23 protein-coding genes and 1 riboswitch are annotated in these 26073 nt (G+C 66.1%); of the genes, 13 read left to right on the top strand and 10 right to left on the bottom strand.

What is annotated here, in order from left to right:
- Both JWN03_RS28235 and JWN03_RS28230 read right to left on the bottom strand, forming a co-directional pair.
- A partial coding sequence (locus tag JWN03_RS28235) for a nuclease-related domain-containing protein (protein WP_297621416.1) occupies window positions 1-352 on the bottom strand: 352 nt, incomplete at its 3' end.
- A gap of 311 nt (window positions 353-663) precedes the next feature.
- Window positions 664-2352 (bottom strand): GMC oxidoreductase, encoded by a 1689-nt coding sequence (locus JWN03_RS28230; RefSeq protein ID WP_297621414.1) that lies wholly within the window; start codon window positions 2350-2352, stop codon window positions 664-666.
- A 155-nt stretch (window positions 2353-2507) separates the two neighbouring features.
- Between JWN03_RS28230 and JWN03_RS28225 the strand changes: the two genes are divergently transcribed.
- From JWN03_RS28225 to gcvP, 7 genes are all read left to right on the top strand, one after another.
- On the top strand, window positions 2508-3119 hold the full coding sequence (locus JWN03_RS28225; RefSeq protein ID WP_297621412.1) for a CDP-alcohol phosphatidyltransferase family protein: 612 nt from the start codon (window positions 2508-2510) through the stop codon (window positions 3117-3119).
- A 70-nt stretch (window positions 3120-3189) separates the two neighbouring features.
- Window positions 3190-3588, top strand: a complete 399-nt coding sequence (gene gcvH / locus JWN03_RS28220; protein ID WP_297621411.1) for a glycine cleavage system protein GcvH — start codon at window positions 3190-3192, stop codon at window positions 3586-3588.
- Window positions 3589-3711: 123 nt separating this feature from the next.
- Window positions 3712-4182, top strand: a complete 471-nt coding sequence (garA, locus tag JWN03_RS28215) for a glycogen accumulation regulator GarA (RefSeq protein ID WP_297621409.1) — start codon at window positions 3712-3714, stop codon at window positions 4180-4182.
- 46 nt (window positions 4183-4228) lie between these two features.
- Window positions 4229-4978 (top strand): transcriptional regulator FtsR, encoded by a 750-nt coding sequence (ftsR, locus tag JWN03_RS28210; RefSeq protein ID WP_297621407.1) that lies wholly within the window; start codon window positions 4229-4231, stop codon window positions 4976-4978.
- Between the two features lie 163 nt (window positions 4979-5141).
- A complete protein-coding gene (locus JWN03_RS28205; protein WP_067689422.1) occupies window positions 5142-5615 on the top strand; it encodes a bifunctional nuclease family protein in 474 nt (157 codons plus the stop codon).
- Between the two features lie 233 nt (window positions 5616-5848).
- Window positions 5849-6418 carry a MerR family transcriptional regulator gene (locus JWN03_RS28200; RefSeq protein ID WP_297621404.1) on the top strand — a complete coding sequence of 190 codons (570 nt, stop codon included), beginning with the start codon at window positions 5849-5851 and terminating at the stop codon, window positions 6416-6418.
- 137 nt (window positions 6419-6555) lie between these two features.
- A riboswitch (glycine riboswitch) is annotated at window positions 6556-6672 on the top strand.
- A 164-nt stretch (window positions 6673-6836) separates the two neighbouring features.
- Window positions 6837-9677, top strand: coding sequence for an aminomethyl-transferring glycine dehydrogenase (gcvP, locus tag JWN03_RS28195; protein ID WP_297621403.1), 2841 nt, complete (start codon window positions 6837-6839; stop codon window positions 9675-9677).
- A 134-nt stretch (window positions 9678-9811) separates the two neighbouring features.
- Here the strand turns inward: gcvP and JWN03_RS28190 are convergent, their stop codons facing one another.
- Window positions 9812-10615 (bottom strand): siderophore-interacting protein, encoded by an 804-nt coding sequence (locus JWN03_RS28190; protein WP_297621401.1) that lies wholly within the window; start codon window positions 10613-10615, stop codon window positions 9812-9814.
- Window positions 10616-10642: 27 nt separating this feature from the next.
- Window positions 10643-11194, bottom strand: coding sequence for a PadR family transcriptional regulator (locus JWN03_RS28185; protein WP_297621399.1), 552 nt, complete (start codon window positions 11192-11194; stop codon window positions 10643-10645).
- Between the two features lie 119 nt (window positions 11195-11313).
- On the opposite strand from JWN03_RS28185, the gene JWN03_RS28180 reads away from it, so the two are divergent.
- Window positions 11314-12243 carry an LLM class flavin-dependent oxidoreductase gene (locus JWN03_RS28180; protein ID WP_297621397.1) on the top strand — a complete coding sequence of 310 codons (930 nt, stop codon included), beginning with the start codon at window positions 11314-11316 and terminating at the stop codon, window positions 12241-12243.
- A 93-nt stretch (window positions 12244-12336) separates the two neighbouring features.
- On the opposite strand, the gene JWN03_RS28175 is transcribed toward JWN03_RS28180, so the two are convergent.
- The 6 genes from JWN03_RS28175 to JWN03_RS28150 form a co-directional block, all read right to left on the bottom strand.
- The gene (locus JWN03_RS28175; protein WP_297621395.1) at window positions 12337-12714 is read right to left on the bottom strand and encodes a VOC family protein; all 378 of its coding nucleotides are present in this window, start codon (window positions 12712-12714) and stop codon (window positions 12337-12339) included.
- Between the two features lie 82 nt (window positions 12715-12796).
- On the bottom strand, window positions 12797-13501 hold the full coding sequence (locus JWN03_RS28170; protein ID WP_297621393.1) for a helix-turn-helix transcriptional regulator: 705 nt from the start codon (window positions 13499-13501) through the stop codon (window positions 12797-12799).
- Between the two features lie 238 nt (window positions 13502-13739).
- Window positions 13740-14159: a DUF7144 family membrane protein gene (locus tag JWN03_RS28165; protein WP_297621391.1), complete on the bottom strand. Its 420-nt coding sequence runs from the start codon at window positions 14157-14159 to the stop codon at window positions 13740-13742.
- Between the two features lie 161 nt (window positions 14160-14320).
- On the bottom strand, window positions 14321-15997 hold the full coding sequence (locus tag JWN03_RS28160) for a substrate-binding domain-containing protein (RefSeq protein ID WP_297621390.1): 1677 nt from the start codon (window positions 15995-15997) through the stop codon (window positions 14321-14323).
- A gap of 130 nt (window positions 15998-16127) precedes the next feature.
- Window positions 16128-16394: a WhiB family transcriptional regulator gene (locus JWN03_RS28155; protein ID WP_297621388.1), complete on the bottom strand. Its 267-nt coding sequence runs from the start codon at window positions 16392-16394 to the stop codon at window positions 16128-16130.
- A 44-nt stretch (window positions 16395-16438) separates the two neighbouring features.
- Window positions 16439-16996: an HNH endonuclease gene (locus JWN03_RS28150; RefSeq protein WP_441343069.1), complete on the bottom strand. Its 558-nt coding sequence runs from the start codon at window positions 16994-16996 to the stop codon at window positions 16439-16441.
- A gap of 502 nt (window positions 16997-17498) precedes the next feature.
- Here JWN03_RS28150 and JWN03_RS28145 point away from each other — a divergent pair.
- From JWN03_RS28145 to JWN03_RS28125, 5 genes are all read left to right on the top strand, one after another.
- On the top strand, window positions 17499-18443 hold the full coding sequence (locus tag JWN03_RS28145) for a LysR family transcriptional regulator (protein WP_297621386.1): 945 nt from the start codon (window positions 17499-17501) through the stop codon (window positions 18441-18443).
- An 84-nt stretch (window positions 18444-18527) separates the two neighbouring features.
- A complete protein-coding gene (locus JWN03_RS28140) occupies window positions 18528-20180 on the top strand; it encodes an AMP-dependent synthetase/ligase (protein ID WP_297621384.1) in 1653 nt (550 codons plus the stop codon).
- A 140-nt stretch (window positions 20181-20320) separates the two neighbouring features.
- Window positions 20321-21577: an NAD(P)/FAD-dependent oxidoreductase gene (locus tag JWN03_RS28135; RefSeq protein ID WP_297621382.1), complete on the top strand. Its 1257-nt coding sequence runs from the start codon at window positions 20321-20323 to the stop codon at window positions 21575-21577.
- Entirely contained in the window at window positions 21574-22173 is a 600-nt protein-coding gene (locus JWN03_RS28130; protein ID WP_297621380.1) for an SGNH/GDSL hydrolase family protein, read from the top strand. The genes JWN03_RS28135 and JWN03_RS28130 overlap by 4 nt, the downstream gene beginning before the upstream one ends.
- Before the next feature lie 31 nt (window positions 22174-22204).
- The coding region (locus tag JWN03_RS28125; RefSeq protein ID WP_297621378.1) for a beta-ketoacyl synthase N-terminal-like domain-containing protein at window positions 22205-26073 on the top strand (3869 nt) is incomplete at its 3' end.

The raw sequence follows: 26073 nt of genomic DNA, 5'->3' as shown, positions 1-26073 counted from the left end.
GCTCGGCCAGCCAGTTCTGCAGGGCGAAGGTGTGATCGCGGGACTTGTCCAGCGGGGTGCGCTTATCGGTGCCGTCGAAGGTGATGATCTTCTCGGCGACCCGCCACGGGCCGTTGAGCGGCACCTCCAGCTCGCCCTGCAGGTTCTCCGAGAGCGCCTCGGCCTCGATCACCACGCAGCTGGTCGGTGTCCAGACGACCGCGTCGAAGGGGTAGAGCCGATCACCGTGGAAGAGGCTGCAATTGACGGTGGCGACACCCTTGGGGTCGCCGCGGCCCTTCCAGGTGCGGAGCCAATCGATCAGCAGCTTCTCGGCATGCGTACCAGCGGGGTTCTGTACTCGAACGAGCATCGGCGCTGCACCTCTCTCGTCGAATCGATACCGGCTGTGCTGCTAAGAAATGGTACGGATGTAGCGCGCCCATCGCCCAGATTTGCCGCCTGTCGTGTGTCGGTCGATCAGGCCGACTCCAACTTACCGTCGAGCACCATGGAGCGCTCGACGGGTAGCGGGAAATCCCCAGTGGCTCAGCGATTCCCGTTCCGCCTCCCCGGACCTTTAACGGTCATTTGGGAAGGCGGTTGGGTTGTGTCCCGGGCCAGCGGTTGGGTGAGTGGCTCGGTTGTGGGGGTACCCCAGGAGTTACCCCGATTCTTGCGAGATCAGTTGTTGCGTTGTTCCACGGGGAAGATCGGCAGGCGCAGGGCGCCCGCGGCGAAGTCCGGCACCGTCGGCTGCAGCGGGGGCACCGGGTTGATGCGGCGGTAGGGGTTGCCCAGCTGCGGCCGCGGATCGGGCTCATTCCTGTTGGGCCAGAAGGCCATTGCGCGCTCGGCCTGCGCGGTGATGGTCAGTGACGGGTTCACGCCGAGATTCGCGGTCACCGCCGAACCGTCGGCGATGTGCAGCCCCGGATACCCGAACACACGCTGATACGGATCGACCACACCCGATTCCGGGCCCTCGCCGATCACACAGCCACCGATGTAATGGGCCGTTGCCGGAATATTGAACACATCCATGATCAGGCTCTGCACATCGCCGTCGACCTTCTCGCCGAAGCGCCGGCCGACATCGTGCGCCATCGGAATCCAGGTCGGATTCGGCTTGCCGGTGCCCTGTTTGGTCTTGAGCTGACCCCAGCGCCGATAGGAGGTCAGCGAATTGTCCAGGGACTGCATGACCAGCAGGATCACCGATTTGTCCGAGGCCCGCCGGGCATTGAGACTGCGCGCGAAGACCAGCGGATGCAGCAGCATCGCCAGCAGGAAGCGCAGGAAGCGGAACGCGCCGCCGTCCACGATCGGCACCGACAGCGGGAACAGCCCGTTCTGCCCGGCCCCGTAGTGGCACACCTCGATATGGGTGTTGGGTTCCGGATGAATCGAGGAGGTGATGGCGATGCCCTGCGCGAAATCGTCACGCTCCCGGCTCACCACATTCAGGATGGCCTCGGAATTGGAGCGGGTCAGCTCACCCAGTCGCGGCGACAGATCCGGCAGCACCGCATCGTCGCGCATCTTGTGCAGCAGCTTCTGGGTGCCGAGCGCGGCGGCGGCGAAGACCACCTGTTCGGCGGTGAAAGTCTTGCGGTCCTTGCGAACCCAGCGATCCGAGCGCACCGTGTCCAGGGCGTAACCGCCGCCGGTCATCGGCCGCACCTTGGTCACGGTGGTCAGTGCGAATACCGTGGCGCCGGCCTGTTCGGCCAGGTACAGGTAGTTCTTCGGGGTGGTGTTCTTGGCATTGTGCGGGCAGCCCGTGAAGCAGCGCGCGCAGTGGATACACCCGTTGCGGGCCGGGCCGGCGCCGCCGAAGTACGGGTCGGCCACCTCTTCGCCCGGGGCTTCCTCATTGAAGAACACACCCACATTCGTGGCGTGGAAGGTGTCGGCGACGCCCAGATCCTCGGCGACCGAGCGAATCACCTCGTCGGCGGGCGTCATCCGCGGGTTGGGCGTGACGCCCAGCATGCGCTGCGCCTGGTCGTAGTAGGGCGCGAGCTCGGATTTCCAGTCGGTGATGTGCGACCACTGCTTATCGGTGTAGAAGTCCGGCAGCGGCTCGTACAGGGTATTGCCGTAGATCAGGGAGCCGCCGCCCACGCCGGAGGCGGAGAAGACGGCGCACTTGCCGAGCACGCTGATGCGCTGGGTGCCGGTCAGCCCGAGCCGTGGGGCCCAGATCGCCTTGCGCACATTCCAGTTGGTGTTCGGGATGTCCTCGGCGTTCCAGCGGCGGCCGGACTCCAGTACGGCCACCCGGTAGCCCTTTTCCGTCAGTCGCAGCGCGCTGACGCTTCCCCCGAAGCCGGAGCCGATCACCACGACGTCGTAGTCGAAGTCTGGCATGGTGTTTCCTCTCGCATGCCGGGGACGACAGATGAGAAGCTTCCCCACTCATTCTGTCATCCGCCTGTATGGCGGAGACGATATCGTTTCCGCTCCGGACCGGCCAGCGGCGTGCCCGTATGGTGACTCGCCGGTGATTACGGTAAGACCGGGTTGTGACAACCGAGCGGAACGCCGAACCGGTGTACAGCGACCGCATACTCACCGTGCCCAATGTGCTCAGCGCTATTCGGCTCATCGGCGTCCCGGTCTTCCTGTGGCTGCTGCTGGTCCAGAAGGCGGACGGCTGGGCCTTCGCGCTGCTGATCGCCAGCGCCTTTACCGATTTCCTGGACGGCAAGCTGGCCCGGCTGCTGAACCAGTCCTCCAAACTGGGTGCGATCCTGGACCCGCTGGTCGACCGGCTCTTTCTGCTGGCGACCCTGGTGGGCTTCCTGATTCGCGGCATCCTGCCCTGGTGGGTGGTGATCGTTCTTGTTGCGCGCGACGGCATTCTGACGCTGACGCTGGGCATCTACAAGCGCCGCGGGCTGCCGCCGCCCGAGGTCATCTACCTCGGCAAGGCCGCCACCTTCGCGCTCATGTCCGCTTTTCCGTGGACGCTGGCCGGTCAGATGGATTGGCCCGCTGCAGGTTTCAGCAAGGCCTTCGGCGGGGCATTCCTGATCTGGGGTACCGCGACCTACGTCTGGACCGGCATTCTCTACGTGGGCAAGGCCGTTGCGGTCGCCCGAGCCATACCGGCCCCGTCGAGGCAAGATCGCTAGCCATTAGGGTGTGTTGCACACGGATCGACGCCGATCCCGAGAGGACCCGCCCGTTGAAAGGACACCGCCTGTGAGCGACCTACCCGACGACCTGCGCTACACCGAAGAACACGAATGGGTGCGCATCGCCGGCCCGGCCCGGGTGCGGGTCGGAATCACCGACTACGCCCAGTCGCAGCTCGGTGACGTCGTTTTCGTGCAGCTGCCCGAAGCGAATGCCGATGTGGCCAATGGCGACAGCATCGCCGAAGTGGAGTCCACCAAGAGCGTCTCGGACATCTACGCTCCGCTGGCGGGGAAAATCGTTGCGGTGAACGAGGTTCTGACGGCTGCGCCGGAGACCCTCAATACCGACCCTTACGGTGACGGCTGGATCTTCGAGCTCGAGCTCGAGGACGCCGAAACGCTCGACTCCGCGTACGGTGACCTGCTCGATGCCGCAGGTTATCAAGGAGTTATCGGAGGCTGAAGGAGCCTTCACAGTTCTACCTGCACGGGTACGCCCTCGCAGGGTACGGTCAATGCCAACAGCTGCACGCTGAGGGCATCAACTGCTTGCATGGATTAATTCGGTTCGAGGAGGAGAGCAAGGGTGAGCGAGAACAAGGACCCGGGTTACCAGGAGACGGCAGCAGAGACCACTTCGGTGTTCCGCGCTGATTTCCTGAACGAGGTCGACACGTCGCGCACCGAGCAGACCGGCGAGCAGCCGGTGCAAGGGGTCGAGGGTCTGCCTGCGGGCGCAGCCCTGCTGGTCGTCAAGCGCGGCCCGAATGCCGGTTCGCGGTTCCTGCTCGATCAGCCCACCACCTCCGCGGGTCGCCACCCCGACAGTGACATCTTTCTCGACGATGTCACTGTCAGCCGTCGGCACGCGGAGTTCCGCCAGGATGACGACACCTTCCAGGTCGTCGATGTGGGCAGCTTGAACGGTACCTACGTGAACCGGGAGCCGGTGGATTCCTCGGAGCTGCAGAACGGCGACGAGGTCCAGATCGGCAAGTTCCGTCTCGTGTTCCTGACCGGCCCGCGGCCGCAGAACAGCGACGCGGGCGCACTATAGGCCGACGGGAATGACTGGCGCAGCGCAGCAATGGACACGCGGAGGAATGTCGATCGGCTCCGTGTTGGATCTGCTGCGTCCGGACTTCCCGGACATCACGATCTCGAAGATTCGATTCCTCGAATCGGAGGGATTGATCAGTCCGGAGCGCACGCCCTCGGGTTACCGCAGGTTCCACGTCGCCGACGTGGAACGCCTGCGGTTCGTGCTCACGGCACAGCGGGACCAGTACCTGCCCTTGAAGGTGATCAAGGAACAACTGGAAGCGATCGACAGTGGCGCCGCGACGCTCGGGGTACGGGAAGCCCGTGCCCGAGCGGGCGGGGCCGGAGGGGACCCTGTGGGCCCCAATGGGGAGAGTCGCCTCCGGCGGCTCGGTGTCGTGCCCGGTGAGGTGTCGCCCGAGGAATTCCTGTTCGATCATGAGATCCGGGTTCCGCGGGCAGATCTGTTGCAGCAGGCGGGAATCGACGAGAAGTTCCTCACCGAACTGATCCGCGCGAATCTGATCACGCCCGGTGCGGCCGGCTACTTCGACGCCGACGCCGTCACGCTGGCGCGTACCGCCAAGGCGTTGAGTGAATTCGGTTTGGAGGCAAGGCATCTGCGCTCCTTCAAGCTGGCCGCGGATCGGGAGGCGGCAATGGTCGCGCAGATCGCGGCGCCCATTGCCAAGAGCCGGGACGCGGATGCTCGCGCCCGTGCGGAGGAGACCGTGCGAGAGTTGGCGGCACTGTCGCTGACACTGCACACATGCCTGGTGAAGACCTCGGTGCGTGCATCGCTCGGGGGCTGAAATCTTCGCCTAGACTCGGTGTTACGGCTCGCCCCGCTGTGTCGTGTGCTGGGGGCGGCCAGCGAGTATTGGGAGGCAGTGCGATGAGTGAGCGCAGCGAGCGAATCAGTCAACACAGCGCGCCTTCGCGCATGGCTGTGCCGAGCGCTAGCGAGGTACGGGCATGAGCGAAATGCGTGTGATCGGCATCCGTGTCGAACAGCCACAGAACCAGCCCGTGCTGTTGCTCCGTGAGGTTTCGGGCGACAGGTATCTACCGATCTGGATCGGCCAGGCCGAGGCCACCGCAATCGTGCTGGAACAAGAGGGCGTCACGCCGATTCGGCCGCTGACCCACGATCTCATCAAAATCCTCATCAAGGATCTCGGCCATACCTTGAAAGAGGTACGGATCGTGGATCTGCAGGAGGGGACCTTCTACGCCGATCTGGTTTTCGAGAACGATCTGCGTATCTCCGCCCGTCCGTCCGATTCGGTCGCCATCGCGCTGCGCGTGGGTTGTCCGATCTACGCGGAGGAGCCGGTGCTGGAGGAGGCCGGTCTGGTCATGCCCGATGAGCGTGAGGACGAGGTCGAGAAGTTCAAGGAGTTCCTGGAGTCGGTCTCGCCGGATGATTTCAAGGCCACCGACAGCTGAGCGCGTCGAGACCGGATCAATCCCTCGACCTGTACTTTAGGTCGAGAAACACGCCGCTCGGCAGGCTTGGTTCGACGCCGATGCTGCCTGGACAATCAGGGGAGTAGCCTCGACAGTTAGGCCACGCTCCAGCGTTGATGCAGTGTTCATGAAGGCAGTGTCGTAAAAGCAGTCTTGAACACCGTCTTGATGAGAGACACGAGCCCTGATAGGCCAGCAGTAGGGAGTAGTCAGTGGGAGATCAACCGCACACGCAGGATGTGGTGCAGCCAGGGCTGTTCCCCGATGACTCGGTGCCAAGCGATTTGGTCGGGTACCGCGTACCCAGCGCCTGCCAGGTCGCCGGAATCACCTATCGGCAACTGGACTACTGGGCTCGCACCGGACTGGTCGTACCGTCCATTCGCAGCGCGACCGGATCGGGTAGCCAGCGGCTGTACTCCTTCAAGGACATCCTGGTCCTCAAGATCGTCAAGCGGCTGCTCGACGCCGGCATCTCGCTGCAGAACATCCGCATAGCCGTGGATCATCTGCGCAGCCGCGGCGTCGAGGATCTGGCCGGGATCACCCTCTTCTCCGACGGCGCGACGGTGTACGAATGCTCCTCTGCCGAGGAGGTCGTCGATTTACTGCAGGGTGGACAGGGCGTTTTCGGTATCGCGGTCGGCGGCGCCATGCGCGAGCTCACCGGCGCGATCGCCAATTTCCCGGCCGAGCGGGCCGAGTCCGCGACCGCCACCGAGCGCCCGGAGGACGAGCTGTCCTACCGTCGCAAGGCCAGATTGAACGCCAAGACCGGTTAGCCGTTTTCGAACGCAACACTCCCGCACGCGAGCGCGCCGCCCACAGGTGGCGCGCTCGGCTTATGGTGCGGTACTGATCTCAAACAGGCCCAGGCAACATTCCCGTAACCTGCTGACCCTTAGACTTGTCACTGCGTCGCAGCCGTGCGGGAGAGTCCCGAGTCTGATGCCCTTCCCCCGAGGGCGCGGACCGGGCGCCGAAGGAGCAGCACCTCCCCGTCAATCTCTCAGGCACAAGGGACCGCGCGGAGTTTCGACGCCTCTGGAAAGTGGTGGCCACCGAGCCACCCGCCCATGGTGAAAGGGATACGGCCACAAGCTGGCCGGGGCCCGAATCTCTCAGGCGCCAAAGACAGAGGGGGAGGGCAGACGACGCGTCGGCCATGTGGTCGACCCCCCGCCCACCCTTGGAGCAGCCGTGACTTGGACTCGATCCTTCGCTGACCGTCATATCGGACCCGACAGCGGCGAACTCGAGCGCATTCTCGCAACCGTCGGCGTCGAATCGCTGGACGAACTCGCCGCGAAAGCCGTGCCCGCAAGCATTCTCGACAGCGCCGCCGCCAATGGTCTCGACACCCTGCCGCCTGCCGTGTCCGAGCACGAGGTGCTCGACGAGCTGGCCGCGCTGGCGAACTCGAATACGGTGGCCACCACCATGATCGGGCTCGGCTACTACGACACCCTCACCCCGCCGGTGCTGGTGCGCAATCTCATCGAGAACCCGGCTTGGTACACCGCGTACACGCCGTATCAGCCGGAAATCAGCCAGGGCCGGCTGGAGGCGCTGCTCAACTTCCAGACCATGGTGTCGGAGCTGACGGGTATGGATGTCGCCAATGCCTCCATGCTGGACGAGGCGACCGCGGCGGCCGAGGCCATGACGCTGCTGCAGCGGGCCAATCGGCGCAGTAGGTCGCAGCGGCTGCTCATCGACGCCGATCTGTTCCCGCAGACTCGGACCGTGCTGTTCACCCGGGCCGAGCCGCTCGGCATCGAGATCGTCGAGGCCGATCTGTCCCGCGGCGAGCTGCCCGAGGGTGAATTCTTCGGCGTGCTGCTGCAGCAGCCGGGCGCTTCGGGCGCGGTCGTGGATTGGGCTCCGGTTATCGAGTCCGCGCATGCGCGTGGGGCATTGGTGGCGGTGGGCGCGGATCTGCTTGCGCTGACCCTGATTACGTCGCCGGGGGAGCAGGGCGCGGATTGCTGCTTCGGTACCACCCAGCGTTTCGGTGTGCCGCTCGGCTTCGGCGGACCGCATGCCGGATACCTCGCGGTGCATACCGCGCATGCGCGGCAGCTGCCCGGGCGTCTGGTCGGCGTTTCCGTGGACGCGGACGGCAATACCGCCTACCGGCTCGCGCTGCAGACTCGTGAGCAGCACATTCGCCGGGAGAAGGCGACCTCCAATATCTGTACCGCGCAGGTGCTGCTGGCCATTGTGGCCGCCATGTACGCCTCGTACCACGGTGCGGACGGGCTGAAGTCGATCGCGCGGCGGGTGCACGGGCATGCGCAGTGGCTGGCCGCCGGGCTCGGCGATGCGGTGGTGCACCAGAGCTTCTTCGACACCGTGCTGGTGAATGTGCCGGCCGGTGCGGAAGCCATTGTGGCCAAGGCCAAGGGGGCCGGTATCAACCTGCGCCTGGTCGACGCCGATCACGTGGGCATCGCCTGCGATGAGGCGACCACCGACGCACATGTGGTGGCCGTGCTCGATTGCTTCGGCGCGGAGATCCCGGTCGGTCCCGAGGGCGCGCTCTTCCACGGGAAGCCGCGGCCGCACATCGAGAATCGCACCTCGGAGTTCCTGACCGCGCCGGCGTTCACCCGGTACCGCACCGAGACCGCTATGCTGCGCTACCTGCGCGCGCTGTCGGACAAGGATATTGCGCTGGACCGCAGCATGATTCCGCTCGGTTCCTGCACCATGAAGCTCAATGCGGCGGCGGAGATGGAGTCCATCACCTGGCCGGGCTTCAATCGGGTGCACCCGTACGCGCCCGTCGAGGATGCGCCCGGCCTGATCCGCCTGATCGAGGATCTCGAGGGCTGGCTGTCGGCGGTGACCGGATACGACCGGGTGTCGTTGCAGCCCAATGCCGGGAGCCAGGGCGAGTACGCCGGACTGCTGGCCATTCGCCGCTATCACCTGGATCGCGGTGATACGCACCGGGATACGTGCCTCATCCCGTCCAGTGCGCACGGCACCAATGCCGCCTCGGCCGCCATGGTGGGCATGCGGGTGGAGGTGGTGAAGACCCGCGAGAACGGCGATGTGGATCTGGACGATCTGCGCGCCAAGATCGCCGATCATGCCGATCGGCTGGCCTGCATCATGATCACCTACCCGTCTACGCACGGCGTGTACGAGCACGAGGTGGCCGAGCTGTGCGCCATGGTGCACGATGCGGGCGGTCAGGTGTACGTGGACGGCGCGAATCTGAATGCCCTTGTCGGCCTGGCTCGCCCGGGCCGGTTCGGCGGCGATGTCAGCCACCTGAATCTGCACAAGACCTTCTGCATTCCGCACGGTGGCGGCGGTCCGGGTGTCGGCCCGGTGGCGGTGCGCGAGCACCTCGCCCAGTACCTGCCCGGTGATCCGCTGGAAGCGGGCTCGCACGCGGTGTCGGCGGCCAAGTACGGTTCGGCGTCCATTCTGCCGATCACCTGGTCCTACATTCGCATGATGGGTGCGGACGGCCTGCGCCGCGCGACTTTGACGGCGATCGCCTCGGCGAATTACATTGCGCGACGGCTGGATCCGCACTTTCCGGTGCTGTTCACCGGCGACAACGGCATGGTCGCCCACGAGTGCATCCTGGATCTGCGCGAAATCACCAAGCGCACCGGCGTCACCGTCGACGATGTGGCAAAGCGCCTGGCGGACTACGGTTTCCATGCGCCGACCATGAGCTTCCCGGTCGCGGGCACGCTCATGGTGGAGCCCACCGAGAGCGAGAACCTCGAGGAGATCGACGCTTTCATCGAGGCCATGATCGCCATCAAGGGTGAGATCGACCAGGTCGAAGCCGGTGTCTGGCCGGTGGAGGACAATCCGCTGCGCGGCGCCCCGCACACCGCCCAGTGCCTGGTCGGCGAGTGGGATCACCCGTACAGCCGCGAAACCGCCGTCTACCCGCAGGGGTTGCGTAACCCCCGCCCCAAGGTGTGGCCGTCGGTCCGCCGCATCGACGGTGCGTACGGCGACCGCAATCTGGTCTGCTCCTGCCCGCCGATGGATTCCTACACCGACTGATATCCCGCAGTGCCCCAAGGAGTTCTGGGGTTTACACGGTCGTCGCAGCACTCTTGATGAGAGGTTGTGGCGACCGTGTCGCTTCGGAGGATGGTGCGCTGATCGATCCGGCTCCCTGGTCGTGCTGGACGGGGCTAGTCCATGCCGCGCTTGCCCGGTGTCCAGAAGGGCTTGGTGAGGATGGCACGGCGGGGCCACTGGCGTTCGCGGACCAGATGTTTCATGATCTGCTGGATGGTGCGGGCCTCGCCGGCGAGGTAGGCCACGCCCGGGGCGGGCGGTAGGTCGAGGCCGCGGACCGCGTCGAGCAGGATTTCGGAGCGGGCGGCGGAGGCGTCGCCGCGCACCGGATGAGCCAGTTCGGCCGCGCGCGGAAGTGGGAGGCGATCCTCGGCCGAGGCCGTTTCGATCGCGCCGTGGACCGGGATATCGTCCGGAACCGCGCGCAGCATGGCGCCGAGGGCGACCGATGCGGTCTCCTCACCGGCGAACAGGTGGTACGGCGCCCGCTCGCCTGATGTCGTGTCGGCACGCAGGGTGAACGAGCCCTCGGGGCCGCGGAATCGGACCTGCTGTCCGACAACGGCATTGCGCCCCCACCGTGCGCCGGGGCCGTCGCCGTGATCGAGCACGCACAGGTGGAGCTCGCCGTTCTCCCGGTCGAAGTGCCATACCGAATACGTGCGCAGATCGCCGACGCGTGCGAGGACATTGCCGGACGCACTGTCGCCGGTGGCTACCCGCACGTGTTGTCCGGGAAGCCAGTCCAGGTTCTGTAGCGCCGGTCCGCCGATGCGGAGGCGGGTCATGCGGGCGGCGATGCGCTCGGTTTCCAGGATGCGGCCGTTGGTGAAGAACTGGTCCAGGAGCAGATCGCCGAGGCCGCGCGATCTCTGGGCGTCGAGGCCGGTCTGAGCGGGATTGTCGGTGTGCGCCATGGGAATACCTTCGATTCGCAGAGTCGTTCAATCGGTCTGCCGGCCGCGCCGCCGGCGGTGCTCTCGCTTGCTGTCGATCTTCAATTGCTGCAGTTCGCGTGTGGTATCGGCGAGGATGCCGCGGACCTGATCGATCACCGCGGGATCACCGTGCGAATGCACCACGGCCGAGACCGCGGTTTTGAACAAACGCAGTGCGGGCCCGATGATTTCGGCTGCGTCGGGATCGCGGAACAAACCCCACTGTCCGCGTTCGTCAGCGCGCGCCCAGATCCGATCGATCTCGCCGAGGTGCTGGTCCACCTCGGCGCGCCCAGTCGCACTGATATGGAAAACCTTACGGCCACTGTCGATTTCGAGAGTAGTAAGTCCCTCATCCTCCAATTGCTGGAGGGTCGGGTACACCGCACCGGCACTGGGCCGATACGCGCCGCCGCACCGCTTCTCCAGCCGGGACATCAGCTCGTACCCGTGTCCCGGCTGCTCGGCGATCAGCGCCAAGAGCGCCCACCGCAATTCGCCGGCGCCGAAGAAGCGGCCGCTGCTCGGCTCGAAGCCGCCGAAACGTCGTGGAACCACGTACTGAAGATATATCGTAAGATATAGCTGAAGCAACGGGCAATTCTCGGATCGAGCCCGATTCGCCTTTACCTGCAAGGTAATTGCCGTCTGTCCGGGTGGCGCCGAGGATCGTCTGTATGACTCGAATCGGAGTAATGCTGCCGAGCCGCGAAATCGCGATGACCGGCAGCCACGATGCCGCGGGGCTGGTGAGATTCGCTGCGGCGGCCGAGGACGCGGGCTTCGACTCCGTATGGATCGGCGACTCGCCGCTGGCACGGACCCGCGTCGATCCGCTGCCGCTGCTCGCCGCGGTCGCCGCGACTACTTCCCGGGTGCAGGTGGGTACAGCCGCGTTGACCGCGACCCTGCGCCATCCGCTGCTCGGTGCGCACACTGCGGCAACCGTGGATCAGCTCAGCGAAGGCAGGCTCGTGCTGGGTGTCGGCGCGGGATTCCCGCTGCCGGAGAGCCGTGAAGAATTCGCGGCCATCGGTGTGCCGTTCGACGAGCGGGTGGGCCGTTTGGATGAGACGGTGGCGATCTGGCGCGAGAGCTGGTCCGGCGGAGGTCGTTTCGATGGCCGCTACTGGAACTTCGACGATCTTTCGGGTGCGCTGCCTGCGGCGAGTCCGGCAGGGCCGCCGCTGTGGTTGGCCGGTAGCGACACCCCTCGGGTGCTACGGCGCGTGGCCCGGTATTACGACGGGTGGCTGCCGTTCCTGCCCGACGCGGATGCGTATGCCCGGGGGTGGGCTGTCATTCGGGATCTTACGGACCGGCCGGTGACAGCCGGTCTGTACGCGACGATCAACCTCGACGCCGACTCCGCGAAAGCCCACGCCGAGCTCGACGGCTATGTCCACCAGTACTATCGGCGGCCCCTCGACGTAATGTCCACGGTCCAAGCGTATTTCGGTGGTTCACCCGCACAGTGCGTCGACTGGCTGGGCCACTACCTCGACGCGGGCGCCGAGCACCTGATCCTGCGCGTCGGTTCACTCGACGCCCGCCGCCAGCTCGACGCCCTCGCGGAAACGCTGCCCGCACTGCGAGCGGCGCGATAGGTCGCCATCGACCAGGAACTGGTGGCGCGCTTCCCGGCGTGTGCCGCCACCAGTTCCTGGTCGATGAGCAGGTCGGTTCAACCCGGCCGGTGGTTAGACCGGGGCGGGGGTGAAAACGCCGAAGTGGTTGCCCGAGGTGTCGAGCAGTTCGGCGAAGATCAGGCCTGCGGGTGTGGTGGTGACCGGGACCTGGACCTTGGCGCCGAGGCGTTCGGCGGCGGCCACGGTGGCTGCTACGTCGGCGACGATCACGCTGAAAATGGCGTGGTTCGCCGACGGGTCGGGGGTGCGGGCGAGGCCACCCTGCGGGCGGTCGCCGCCGGAGTAGGTCACGAGGTCGTAGTTTCCGCCGAACTGCGGATCCGAGGTGAAGGTCCAGCCGAACAGGTCGCCGTAGAACTGCTGCACCTGCTGCGGTTCATTGCTGCCGATCTGGAACCAAGCCACGGTGTTGTGCGCGGGCGCGGTCATTCGTCCTCCGAGGATGTTGTTGTGCGGGTGTGCACCAACGATCTCGCTCCCCGGCGACAACCCCCTGTCGGTCTTTCCGAACTCATCCGAAGGCGACGATGCGGAGTTTGTGCTCCGGGATGTCGAGATCGCAGCCCTCCAGCGAGCGCACCGGCATCGGCTCGTCGGTGAGAATGATGTCGACCATCCGGTCGAGACGGAAACAGCGCGGCGCCTCCCGCAACCGGCACCAGCTCACCAGGCACCACCCGCTCTTCCCGTGCAGCAGCAACATCGGTTCGACCCGTCGCCGGGTACCCGCCCCGAAGCGATCCCGATACCCGAACTCGAGTACCCGGCGGCTCAGCACCGCCTCCTCGACAAGTGTCGGAATCCCCTGCGCAACAACCGGATCATGACGCTCGATCAGCCCGACCCGCCCCACCAACTCCCGCGCCGACGCCGCATCACTCTCCGACATCGCCGCCAGAATCTTCCGCAACGCACTGCGCCCCGCATGCGCGAACGGCGTATCCAAGCTGCGCTCCAACGCCACAGCCAGCGCAACCGACTCCGCCGCAGTGAAATTCAACGGCGGCAACGACATCCGCTTGTCCAGCGCATACCCACCCCGCCGCCCCACATCCGCATAAATCGGCACCCCCGACTGCTGCAGCGCACTGATATCCCGCTCGATAGTCCGAACACTCACCTCATACCGCCCAGCCAACTCCCGCGCAGTCCGCACCCGAGGCGCCACCGCCCGCAGCTCCTCCACCAGCGCATAGAGCCGATCAGTGCGATTCACCGCCCCACCGTAGTTCCACCCACCGACAAGTCCCCCAACCTCGCCCCCGGCCCGCGCGCTCCACCGCAGCCAAGGTGAAGCCTGTCGCGCAGAAGTTGGCAGGCAGCGCAGCGAATAGCAGCAGATTTCGTGCGCCAGGCGAAATCGTGCGCGGGAACTGGCCGGAACGACGAAAGATCGGCGTGGTGGCAACGGCAAAGCGCCCCACCGGAGTCCGGTGGGGCGCTTCGGGGTGGGGTTAGACGGTGACGGGCTTCCAGGTGGCGACTGCCCAGATCACGAAGACGTCGAGGGCGATGATCAGGAGAGACCATGCCGGGTAGTAGGGGAGCCAGAGGAAGTTTTCGACGATGGAAATGGCGGCGATGATGATGGCCGCGGCTCGGGCCCAGGTGGCTCCGGTCATCAGGCCGAGGGCGGTGAGGACCACGATGATGCCGATGACGATGTGGATCCAGCCCCAGGCCGAGGTGTTGAATTTGTAGATGTAGTCGTTGGTGCCGACGACCAGCAGATCGTCCGAGCGGGCGGCGGAGATGCCCTGCAGGATCGATAGCACGCCGATGACCAGGAGCATGACTGCCGCTGCGAATGAGGTACCTGCCGCGAAGCCCTGCCGTACCGGATGCTCGGTGTCCGTGGTGGTGGTGTGCGCCATGAGAACCCCTTCGATAGTCGGTGAAGCATCACGAAACTTGAAACTGGTGGTCACGGTCGTTTCCGATCGGGACCACGTCTGTTTCGAATCTCCCACGGGGTTCGGGCGATACGGTGACGACATGCCGGAGCAGGGTCGCCACCGCAGGGGATCGGTACTGGTCAGGGCGTAGTGAGTGCGTGCGAGACCGCGGTGCCGAAGGCGAGGCTGCTGCCGGTGTCGACCTTGGTGTAGGCCCCGCCGGTGCGCTGCGCCAGGGTTTGCAGGGTCTGGGTGCCGGCGCCGCCGATCACGATGACGTCCACGCGCACCGGGTGCGCCGGATCGGTGACCGCGGCGATATCGGTGAGCAGTTGATCGCCGGTCACGGTGGAATCGTCCTCGGGGCCGTCGGTGATCAGCAGGATCGAATTGGTGCGCGCCGCAGCGTAGTTGCCCACCACATTGCGGTAGGCCGCCTCGACGGTCGGATAGGTCCGATCGGGTTTGGAGGTGCTCGCGGTGACATTGCCCAGGGACTGGCCGATTTTGTCGCGCTGGGCGTCGGTGAGCGGCGCGGTCGCGGTGACGACGCGATACGGGTTGGTGCCGTCGAGATCCTTCGAGTACGCCCATACGCCCATCCCGAACTCCGGCGGCATCACACCCATGGTGGATTGCAGCGCCGCAATGGAATTGGCGAGGCGGGTGGTGTTGCCGTCCGCTGTGGTCATGGACGATGAGACGTCGAGCAGGACTGTCGCACTGACTCCGAGTACCGGATGCGCCAGCACCTGGTTCACCTGCTCGAGCACCGCCCGGGCGGCGACCGGTGCGGTGGCCGGGGGAGCGGCGCCGAAACCAGTGTCGGTGAACAGTTTCGCCTGATCGGGTGCGCGCAGGAAGTCGGCGAAGAGCCCGGCCACCGAATTCTGCGTCTGATCCACCCAGGAGCCGGTGATCTGGGCGGCCGGGAAATCATCGACGGGCCCTTTCTCGCTGGGCCGGAATGCGGTCAGTCCGGGGTAGGCCTTGAGCTGCTGCTCATTGGATGGCACCGCGTGCAAAGTTGCCTTCGCCGCATCGGTCGCGGCCGCCAGATCGGTGAGCGCGCTCTGCTGATCCTTGGCGGCGGGCGCATTCGCCGCCAGCAGTGAGATCGCAGAGGTCACCTGCCCCGAATGCACCGCTTTGTCGTCGAGCGGATCGGTGCCCGAGACGCCCGAGCCGACAGCGCTCGCCACGGCGAGCGAGGCATCCCCGGACGGCATGGCGAGCCGCAGATTGCCCCAGGCCGCAAGCCCGGCATCACCCAGCGGACCCTGTTGCAGCTTGGCCAGATCCGCCCAGTGCACCTGCGCGGTCTCGAGCCCGCGCCGCAATTCGTCCGGTACGGCGAGCACGATCGGAGTCTCCGCGACTGAGGCGGGGGTGCCGCCGATGAGCCCGGGCACCCGCATCAACTCGACCGAGCGGGAGGAGTCCGGAATCCACAGCGCCGGCTGCGCCCCGAGCGCCGGATTCCACGGTGCGTTCGAGGTGAAGGCGGCCACCATGGCCGCGGACGCCTGCGGATTGACCACGACCTGAGCGCAGTGATCGCGCACCCGGGGCTTGGTTTGATTGAACTTCTCGGCGGCGGCCTTGACCGGTGTCGCGATATCCGGATCGACCGTCACATTGAGCGTGACGGAGCCGCCCGCACAGGACGAGGCGGCCGCACTGTCGCGATCCTTGGACCGCTGTTGTAGCCAGACCCAGCCGACGACGGCCAGGGCCAGCACGATCACCGCTACCACTGCGAGAACTGGTCCCCTGCTGACACCTCGTGACCCGCCATCGGCGCGATGAGTACCCACGCCGCACAGTGTATGTTCACGCTGCTTTAGCCACTTTCACCAGGCGGTTGAGCCAAAGCCGACCGGCACCCATGCAGACGGCGGCGGCCACTCGTCCCCGTGGGGAACGAATGGCCGCCGGTCGGATTCGCTAGTCGCGGATCAGGTTGCCGCGGTCGTACTCGTGCCCGCCCCACACACCGGACTGACCGGTACGGGTGGCGAAGTCACCGCATTCGCGGCGGATCGGGCAGCCCGCGCAGATCTGCCGCGCGTAGCCGAAGTCCTGCGATGGGAACGGGAACCACGCTTCGTAGTTCGGGTCACCCTTGCAGGCGGCGTGCTGCCAGTAATCCTTCGAATCGGAGATGGGGAGCAGATCCGCCAGGGTCGGCTCCAGAAGGGCTGTTTTCGTCATCGGATCTTGCTCCTTTCATTACCGATCACGCGTGGTGTTGCTCTCTACGAGGCGGCGAGGTCCTTCCAGAGCTGCCGCTGTCGCTTCTGTAGTTCGTTCGGGGCCTTCGGCTCCCACAGCAGGCGCATGCCCGCTTCCTCGGGAGTCCGGTCGGCCTTGGAGGAATTGCACGGTCCGCACGCGGCAACCAGATTGGCCCAGGTATTCGGGCCGCCCCGGGAACGCGGGCGGATGTGGTCGACGGTGCGGGCCCAGCCGGCGCAGTAACCGCACTTGTAGCGGTCGCGTCGCAGGATGGCGGGGAGGGTGGCGCGGCTGTTGTCGTCGTGCACCAGCAACTTGTGCTCGAGGTAGACGTAGCGATGCAGCCGAATGGTCTCCGGCAGCACGATCTCGACATGCTTCGAGCGGATCGGGAAGTGCGGCTGCCGATCGATGACGGCCTCGGCGGCGCCGCTGAGCAGCAGCACCACCGCGCGGTCGGCGCGGATCTCGGTCAGTGCCTCGTAGGAGGCATTGAGCAGCAGCACACCGGTGTGTATCCAGTTGTCGGTGGTTATCTCCGGGTCTTCGGAATGACGGAACAGCATGGGGGTCACCATGTTTCGTGAATAGGGCACAGCGTGAGAAGAGCAGAACAGGAAGGTGAGAAGGGGTACTCGTGAAGAGATACCTACGCGAGCACCGGGAGGCGGTCGATCTGCATAGCTCGCCGTCCTGCCAGATTCGAAGTCTGCTCGGGGAACACCGGATTCATTACCGCCTCCTCCTTCCTGCTGGTCGCGGCCGATTCGGCCGGATGATCATCGTCGAAACCTATGGTGGCACAACGTGCATACCGTTGTCGGCTTATTTTTGGCCCTTGCGCCCTCACGTGGTAACGAGCGGGCCCGCGCGATTGTTCCTGAGAGACGTGAATCACAGGGATGGGCCGATCATAGGCCCCGAATCGCACGGTGGCCAGCCGTTTCGCCTACCACGGCCGCCCAACCGGCGCAGGAGATTCACTGGCAGGCAACCGAGTTGGTTACGGCTGTGTGGTTGGGATTCATCGCGGGTTATCTGCCGTGGCTAACGTAACGGGTACCCAGAAGGAGCGGCGTCATGGAGTTCCGGCATTTGCTTTCGTTCATCGCCATAGCCGAAGAGTTGCACTTCGGCCGCGCAGCGCAGCGCCTTCACCTCACGCAGCCAAGTCTCAGTGCCCAGCTGCAGAAGCTGGAGAAGTCTCTGGGTGTTCAGCTGGTTGCCCGGAATTCACACGAAGTGCGTCTCACCCCCGCGGGCCGAGAGTACGAACTGCAGGCCCGCCAGATCGTGGCGCAGTTGGAACGTGCGGCACTCTCGGCGCGAGCCACGGCCGAAGGGCGTTCGGGCACCCTCAATATCGGCTACAACCTGCCCGCCAGCCGTCATGTCCTGCCGGACGCGCTGGCGCGGATGACCGACCGACACCCCGACATCGTGGTGTCACTCTGGGAGAAGCGGACCGGCCCCCAGCTGTCCGCGCTCTCGGACGGATCGCTGGATCTCGCACTCGTCTACGGCCACCCCAGCACCGCCGAGTTCCGATACCGGCGGCTCCTCCATAGGGTGCCGCTGGTCGCGGTCGTAGGAAGACAGCACCGCTGGGCCGACCGCCCGGGGGTGCCATTCGCGGAACTGCAGGATCAAGAGTGCGTGCTGTTCTCCCGGGAGCAGTGTCCGTCCATGTACGACACCATTTTCCGGGCGGCCGCACAGACGCGGATCTCTCTGTCCGTCGCGCAGCATGCCGATGATCCGGGTGCTACCGCGCATATGGTTTCGGTGCGCCCGCTGGTCGGGTTCGCCTCATTGCCCAGGGCTATATCCATGGGCATGTGCACACCGGGCAGTAAATCGGTCGCGGTGAAGTTGTCGGATCCGGTTCCCACTCTGGATTTGTATGCGGTGTGGCGGTCTTCGGAAACGAATCCGGCGGTGTCCGCCTTTCTTGATTGCATCGATTTGGAGGAACCTGCGCAGCTCGATGATGCCCGCCCGGTTTCGGTTCCGGTGTTTCGATAGGCGATGACTTTCGCGCGGTAGAAACAGCGATACAGGGCGCGACGAGAATCATTGTTGCGTACCAGAATTAGTATCGTGAACACAGTGTCGATCACTGGGAACGGATTCGATCCGCCCGCGAACGCGAGTTTGTATTCGATCATCTCCGATGCGGCCCGCAGCCATCCACTGCGGGATTCGCTGGGTGGTGCGCAGGGTGCACCCCTGACCTGTCTGGAACTCGACACCCGGGTGCGAGCGGTGGCTTCGGCCCTGCTCGGGCACGGGGTGGCCGCCGGTGACCGAGTGGTGGTGCTCGGGCGGACCGGTCTCGAGTGGGCGCTGCTGGATTGCGCCGTGCTCGCGGTCGGCGCCGTGGTGGTGCCGGTATATCCCACGTCTTCGGCCGCGCAGATCGAGCACATGCTGCGCGATAGTGGCAGCACGTATTTCGCCGCCGAAACGGCCGAGGACGCGACCCGTCTGAAAGAGGCGGGCGCGGACGCGGTGTGGAGTTTCGACGATATCGCCGGGTGGTCGCAGGGCGAGATTTCCGCGGCGCTGGACGAACGCACCGCGCAGGTCTCCGCCGATGACCTCGCGATGATCGTCTACACCAGCGGCACCACGGGCCTGTCCAAGGGCTGCATGATCACGCACCGCAATATGTATGTGTCGTCGGCGAATACGGTCCGGCAGACCGGTGCGCTGTTCGAGGGTGTCACCGCGCTGGCGCTGCCGCTGTCGCACGTCTTCGGTCAGACCATGCTGTTCGCCTGCCTGGCCGGTGGTGCGAGCACGGTGCTGCTGCCGGGTATTCCGGAGCTGGTGCCGGCGCTGGCGCGGGTGCGGCCCACGTTCCTGGCGCTGATTCCCTATGCGCTGGAGAAGATTCGCAAGCACTGCCGTTCGATGCTGACCGAGGAGGGTGAACGCCAGGCCGTCGTCAACGGACTGCGCGCGCTCGCGGCCGGCGAGACGCTCGCCGCGGACCATCCCGTCGGCGCCGCGCTCGGGGGCAATCTGCGCTACGTGATCTCCGGCGGCGCCTCGCTGGACGAGTCTACTGCCGGGTTCTACGCCGGATTCGGTGTGACGATCCTCAATTGCTACGGCCTGACCGAGGCCGCGACGGCGGTGACGGTCAGTGCGCCGGAGACCAATCGGGTCGGCACCGTGGGCCGCCCCATTCCGGGAACGGCCGTGGCGATTGCCGACGCCGATGGTGAAGTGCTGGTGCGTGGTCCGCACGTCTCACCCGGTTACTGGGGTGCGGCCGCGGACAACCGGCCGGTGGATGCGGACGGCTGGCTGCACACCGGCGATATCGGTGAGCTCGATGACGGCCACCTGCGAATCACCGGCCGTAAGAAGGAGATTCTGGTGACCTCGGGCGGCAAGAACGTCGCCCCGACGCCGCTGGAGGATCGGGTGCGGCTGCATCCGCTGGTCAGCAATTGCATGGTGGTCGGGGAGGGCAGGTCCTTCGTGACCGCGCTGGTGACCCTGGATGCCGCGCAGGCCGAGCAGTGGCAGCGCGCGCATCCCGGCGAAGATCCGGCGACCGCGATCCAGGCGGCCGTGGACGAGGCGAATTCGCTGGTTTCCCAGGCCGAATCGATTCGTGAGTTTCGCATTGTGGCAGGCGATTTCACCTCGGCCAATGGATTGTTGACTTCCTCACTGAAACTGCGTCGCGCCACCATTGCGGAAACATATTCCGCCGATATCGATCAGCTCTACATGTCGCGCGGGTAAACGTCCGCGAAATAGCTGTGCCTGCTGTACGGCGATAGCCGGGGCCGATCGGCCGATGAATTGCGTTGACTCACCGGCGTTCTCGCGTCCCGGCGGCCACAGACTCGAATCGGAATTCGACCACCGAAAGTGATCACATCATGTATGACGTCATCGTTGTAGGTACTCGCGTGGCCGGTGCGCCGCTGGCCATGCTGTTGGCACGCAGGGGATATCGGGTGCTCGCGGTGGACCGCGCCACCTTCCCGAGTGATACCCCCTCCACTCACTACATCCACCAGGCCGGTCTGGGCTTCCTGAAGTCCTGGGGCCTGCTCGACGAGGTGATCGCCACCGGCTGCCCGCCGGTCCGGCAGTTGAACTTCACCTACACCGACATCGTCATCACGGGCATGGCCGATCCGGCCGACGACGGCATCGACGCCGTGTACTGCCCGCGACGCACCATCCTGGACAAGATTCTGGTCGACGCGGCGGGCACTTCCGGCGCCGAGATCATCGAGGGCTTCACCGTCACCGAACTGGTGCGCGACGGTGAGCGGGTGGCCGGTATTCGCGGCCGCGTCGGCGAGGGGCCGGAGCAGGAGTTCCGCGCGCAGCTGGTCATCGGTGCGGATGGCGCCAATTCCACTGTCGCCAAGTCGGTCGGCGCGCAGACCTATGACGGTTCGCCCGCCGCATGCTTCGTCTACTACTCCTACTTCGAGGGCCTGGACTGGGGCATGCAGCACCGCACCGGTTTCGGTGAGCAGCAGTTCGCCTCCTGGCCCACCAATGACGGTCTGTCTCTGGTCGCGGTCATGCGCAAGCGCGATCGCTTCCGCGAGTTCCGCACCGATCCGGATGCCGGCGTGCAGGAGATCGTGTCGCAGATCGATCCGGAACTCGGTGTGAGCCTGGCGGATACGGGTCGTCGCGTGGAGCCGTTCCGGCCGATGCTGTACCCCGACAACTACCGCCGCCAGTCCTTCGGCCCGGGCTGGGCGCTGGTCGGCGATGCCGGTTACCACAAGGATCCCTTCACCGGCTGGGGCATCACCGACTCGTTCAAGTACTCGCAGCTGCTGTCGGATCTGGTCGACGAGAGCCTTTCGGGCGTGCGGCCTTTCGAGGAGACGCTGCCGGAGTACCAGCGTGAGCGTGATGCGCAGAGTGCCAGCACCTACGAACTGACGCAGGCCATCTCCGAGCTGTCGCTGACGCCGTACTACGACTCGGTATTCCGCGCCACGAGCATGGACCCGCAGTACATCAAGCACTTCTTCGGTCTGATCGCCGGCCTGTACTCGCCCGACAAGTACTTCGGTGAGCAGGAACTGGCCGATCTGTACGAGCTGGTCAACTTCCCCGTGGCGGACCGGCACGTCAGCAAGAGCAATGCTGGAGCTGTCCGGTGATCGGCCTAGGCCTGACCGCGCTGGGCGACAGCTTCGTCGAAGGTCGCGGGGACCCGGCCACGTCCGGCGGCTACCGCGGCTGGGTGTCGCGGCTGGGCGGCCAGCTGGGGTTGCGGCCCGCCGCGATCCGCAATTACGGCACGCATGGGGCCACCACCTCCGATGTGGTGCGCGTGCAGCTGCCGACGGCGGCGCGGGCCGGGGTCTACGGCGTGGTGGTCGGGGTCAATGACCTGGTCAGCGCCTTCGCCCCGGAGGTGTTCGAGGCCAATATGAATACCATCTTCGGCACCCTGTGTGCCGGTGGCGCCACAGTCATCACCGCCGATTACCCGGATATCCCTGCGCGCCTTCCGGTTCCGGAGAACTTCCGCAGCCTGCTGCGTGAGCGTTTCGACTTCGCCAATACCGTCCTGGCTCGCGTCGCCGCGAATCATGGCGCACTGCTGCTGGATCTGGCCGCTCGTCCCGACTGGGCGCGGCCGGAGATGTGGACCGAGGACGGTCTGCATCCGAGCCCGCTGGGCCATCGCCTGTTCGCCGTCGCCGCGGCCGAACTCATTTCGTCGACCACCGCCACCACCGTTGCCGCCTGACCGGCGCAACGACGGTTCGAGAGGAATTTCCGTGACGGACGACAGACGCCTGGCACACGACCCGATCGCCATTGTCGGGATGTCGGGCCTGCTGCCCAAGGCACGCAATCATCGCGAGTACTGGCAGAACATTGTCGACGGTGTGGACTGCACCGAGGAGGTGCCTGCCTCGCGCTGGAGCCTGGACGACTACTACGACCAGGACCGGGCGACACCCGACAAGACCTATTCGCGCCGTGGGGCTTTCCTGCCCGACGTCGATTTCGATCCGCTCGAGTTCGGGCTGCCGCCCAATCAGCTCGAGGTCACCAGCACCATGCAGACGCTGAGTCTCGGCGTGGCACGGGACCTGCTCATCGATGCGGGCGCCACCGATTCCGAGTGGTACGACCCGTCGCGCACCGGCGTGGTGCTGGGCACCACCGGTCCGGTTCCGCTCATGCACCCGCTCGCGGCTCGGCTCTCGACGCCGGTACTCAAGGAGGCGGCGCGTTCGGTGGGTCTCACCGAGGGTGATGCCGACGCCATCGCCGAGCGCTTTGTCGCGGCTTTCGCACCGTGGGAGGAGAATTCGTTCCCCGGTCTGCTCGCGAACGTGGTCGCCGGGCGGGTGGCCAACCGGCTCGGCCTCGGCGGCATGAACTGCACCGTCGACGCTGCGTGCGCCGCCTCGCTGGCGGCGATTCGCACGGCCATCGCGGAACTGCGGGACGGCCGCGCCGACATGATGATCACCGGCGGCGTCGACACCGAGAACACCATCTTCATCTACATGTGCTTCAGCAAGGTCGGTGCGCTCTCGCCGACCGATCGCATCAGCCCGTTCGCCTCCGACGCCGACGGAACCATGCTGGGCGAAGGCATTTCGATGCTGGCGCTGCGCCGCCTCGAGGATGCGCGCCGCGACGGGAACCGGATCTACGCGGTGATCAGCGGTATCGGATCCTCCAGTGACGGGCGCGCCAACAGCATCTACGCCCCGCGTGCGGAAGGTCAGCGGGTCGCGCTGGACCGCGCGTATGCGGACGCCGACTGCTCGCCGGCCGATGTCGAGCTGATCGAGGCGCACGCCACCGGCACCGCCGTCGGTGACAAGACCGAGCTGACGGCGCTCAAAGGGCTGCTCTCGGACGCGACTTCGGAGACCCGCTTCGCCGCGCTGGGCAGCGTGAAATCGCAGATCGGGCATACCAAGGGCGCGGCCGGTACCGCCAGCGTCATGAAGCTGGCACTCGCACTGCACCAGAAGGTGCTGCCCGGCACCATCAATGTCGATGCTCCCAATGTCGCAATCACTTCGGGCGCAGTGCCTTTCTATGTGAACACCCGTACACGGCCGTGGATTCTGGACCCCAACCGTCCGGTGCGTCGGGCGGCGGCTTCGGCAATGGGCTTCGGCGGCACCAACTTCCACGTGGTGCTCGAAGAGGCGACCACCGGTCGTGACGAGCTCGAGATCCTGCACCGCACCCCGCAGGCGCATATCTGGCATGCCCCGGATGTGTCCGGACTGATCGACGCGGTGCGCAGCACCGACGGCACCGACGGCGGCGACATTCCGGAGAACCACGCGCGTGTCGGGTTCGTCTCGCTCGATGACGACACCGCGGCGGACCTGCGTGCACTCGCGGTGGACGAGCTGGTGCGCAATGCCGATGCGGCGCACTGGGATCACCCGGAGGGCGTGTACTTCCGCGCCGCGGCACTGCCCGACCGCAAGGTGGGCGCGCTGTTCGCGGGCCAGGGCAGCCAGTACGTCGATATGGGACTGGATGCGGCACTGAACAATCCGCCGGTCGGCGCTGCGTTCGATACCGCCAACGCTGCATTCGCCGAGGCGGCCCGGCGGCTGGGCGGCGTGGTGTTCCCGCCGCCGGCATTCGATGATGAGACCCGCGCGGAGCAGGAAATCGACCTGCGCCGTACCGAATTCGCGCAGCCCGCGATCGGTGCGCTCGCTGCCGGTCAATTCGGGGTGCTTCGTGACTACGGCTTCCGGGCCGACGGCTACCTCGGCCACAGCTTCGGCGAGCTCACCGCGCTGTGGGCGTCCGGTGCCGTCGCTACGACCGAATTCTTCGCACTGGCCCGGGCGCGTGGCGTCGCGATGACCGTGCCCGAGGGCACCGATGCCGGGACCATGGTCGCGATCGGCGCCTCGCGCGCGGATATCGAAGATGTCATCGCGGGTGTCGAGGACGTGTGGATCTGCAACCACAATGCTGTCGACCAGGTGGTCGTCGGCGGTGGCGCGGACGGCATCGGCGAGGTGAACGACCGCTGCGTCGAAAAGGGCTGGGTCACTCGGTACCTCCCGGTGTCGGGCGCTTTCCATACGCCCTATGTCGCACATGCGGTGACGGCCTTCGGGGAGGCGGTGGCGGCGATCGAGATCGGCGCTCCGGACGCTCCCGTGTACGCCGATACCCGGGGCGCTTCCTACGGCGACGATGTCGAGGGCAATCGCGCCACGCTGACCGCTCAGCTGAGCAACCCGGTGGATTTCTACGACGCGCTCACGGCCATGCGGGCCGACGGCTGCACGGTATTCGTGGAGTTCGGCCCGAAGCAGGTGCTCACCTCGCTGGTGCGGCGCACCTTCGGCAATGATGTGATCGCCATCGCGACCGATTCCGGACCCATCGGCAATGGCGATCTCGCGCTCAAGCGCGCGGCGGTGCGACTGGCTGTGCTCGGCTTCGAGGTGAGTGGCATCAACCGCTACACCGCACCCGGAGCGCCGGTGCGCACGGGCAAACCGGCTATGGCCGTGACCCTTTCGGCGCCGGAGTACGTGCCCGAGACCCGCCGGGCAGCGCACGCCGCACTGCTCTCGAACGGCTATCGCGTCGTCACCGACGCCCCCGCACCACAGCTCGCCCCCGCGGCCCAGACGCTACCCGCACCCGAGTTCGCTGCGGCCGCCCAGATGGCGCCTGCTCCGCAGTTTGCCGCGGCAGCCCAGGCAGCACCCGCACCGCAGTTCGCTGCGGCGGCCCAGGTGTCGTCCGCGCCGCAGCTCGCCCCTCGGGCCCCGCTTGTGGCCGCACCTGTTCCGGCACCTCAGCCCGTGCCCATCCTGTCCAACGGACACTCGGAGAACCCGGAGAAACACGTGTCAGCCGACCCGCAGTACCGACTTCCCGCATCGGGCGCACTCGACAGCGCGCTGGTGCAGCATTTGGACACCCACCGCCATTACCTGGACGGCCAGCTGGAGCTGGCTCGCGATCTGGCGGGCGCACTGCGTCACGGCGGGCTCGACGAGCTGACCGTGCGCGCCATCGAAGCCGTGAAGGACCACGGCGTGGCGATCAGCGAAAGCCATTCCCGTGCAGGTGATGTGGTGGCACAGCTGGCCGAACTGGAGACCGGCGCGGAGGTGTCCCGACCGCATTCGGTGCCGTCGTACATCGATCGGGCAGTCGCCGATCCGGCTCTCGGCCGCAATGGCGCGCCCGCGAACAGCATTGCCGCCCCGGCGAACAGCACCGCCGCTCCCGTGAACAGCTCTACGGTGCCCGCGAACGGCGCTGCGGCGCTTGCTCCTGCCGCAGCTGGGACCGGCTTTGCCGCTCCGGCCGCGTATGCATCGCAGTCCGCTTCCCCCACAGCGGTATTCGAACAGGCGGCTCCGGTTGCGCAGGCAGCTCCGGTTGCGGCTCCGGTGCACGCGGCGGCCGCCTCGGCTGCTCCCTCACCCTCCCTACCGTCCGCTGTGGTTGCCGCGCAGCCCGTAGTTCCCGCCCCGAGTGCGCTCTCCGGTGATGCCTTGCGGCAGGCGCTGCGTGAGGTGGTCGCGGACAAGACCGGTTATCCGGTGGAGATGGTCGATCCGACCATGGATCTGGAGGCGGATCTGGGTGTGGATTCGATCAAGCGGGTTCAGGTGATCGGCGC

The sequence above is a fragment of the Nocardia sp. genome, from assembly GCF_025465275.1.
GTDB lineage: Bacteria > Actinomycetota > Actinomycetes > Mycobacteriales > Mycobacteriaceae > Nocardia.
Note: the sequence above shows the minus strand (reverse complement) of the source record. Positions and strands in the feature narration are given on the sequence as shown.

What these genes read in the sequence shown, in the direction of transcription:
- JWN03_RS28135 (WP_297621382.1), top strand. Translation starts at nt 20,321, where the DNA reads ATGTATGACGTCATCGTTGTAGGTACTCGCGTGGCCGGTGCGCCGCTG.
- JWN03_RS28230 (WP_297621414.1), bottom strand. Translation starts at nt 2,352, where the DNA reads ATGCCAGACTTCGACTACGACGTCGTGGTGATCGGCTCCGGCTTCGGG.
- JWN03_RS28155 (WP_297621388.1), bottom strand. Translation starts at nt 16,394, where the DNA reads ATGACGAAAACAGCCCTTCTGGAGCCGACCCTGGCGGATCTGCTCCCC.
- JWN03_RS28175 (WP_297621395.1), bottom strand. Translation starts at nt 12,714, where the DNA reads ATGACCGCGCCCGCGCACAACACCGTGGCTTGGTTCCAGATCGGCAGC.
- JWN03_RS28150 (WP_441343069.1), bottom strand. Translation starts at nt 16,996, where the DNA reads ATGGTGACCCCCATGCTGTTCCGTCATTCCGAAGACCCGGAGATAACC.
- JWN03_RS28205 (WP_067689422.1), top strand. Translation starts at nt 5,142, where the DNA reads ATGAGCGAAATGCGTGTGATCGGCATCCGTGTCGAACAGCCACAGAAC.
- JWN03_RS28145 (WP_297621386.1), top strand. Translation starts at nt 17,499, where the DNA reads ATGGAGTTCCGGCATTTGCTTTCGTTCATCGCCATAGCCGAAGAGTTG.
- JWN03_RS28190 (WP_297621401.1), bottom strand. Translation starts at nt 10,615, where the DNA reads ATGGCGCACACCGACAATCCCGCTCAGACCGGCCTCGACGCCCAGAGA.
- ftsR (WP_297621407.1), top strand. Translation starts at nt 4,229, where the DNA reads ATGTCGATCGGCTCCGTGTTGGATCTGCTGCGTCCGGACTTCCCGGAC.
- JWN03_RS28180 (WP_297621397.1), top strand. Translation starts at nt 11,314, where the DNA reads ATGACTCGAATCGGAGTAATGCTGCCGAGCCGCGAAATCGCGATGACC.
- JWN03_RS28165 (WP_297621391.1), bottom strand. Translation starts at nt 14,159, where the DNA reads ATGGCGCACACCACCACCACGGACACCGAGCATCCGGTACGGCAGGGC.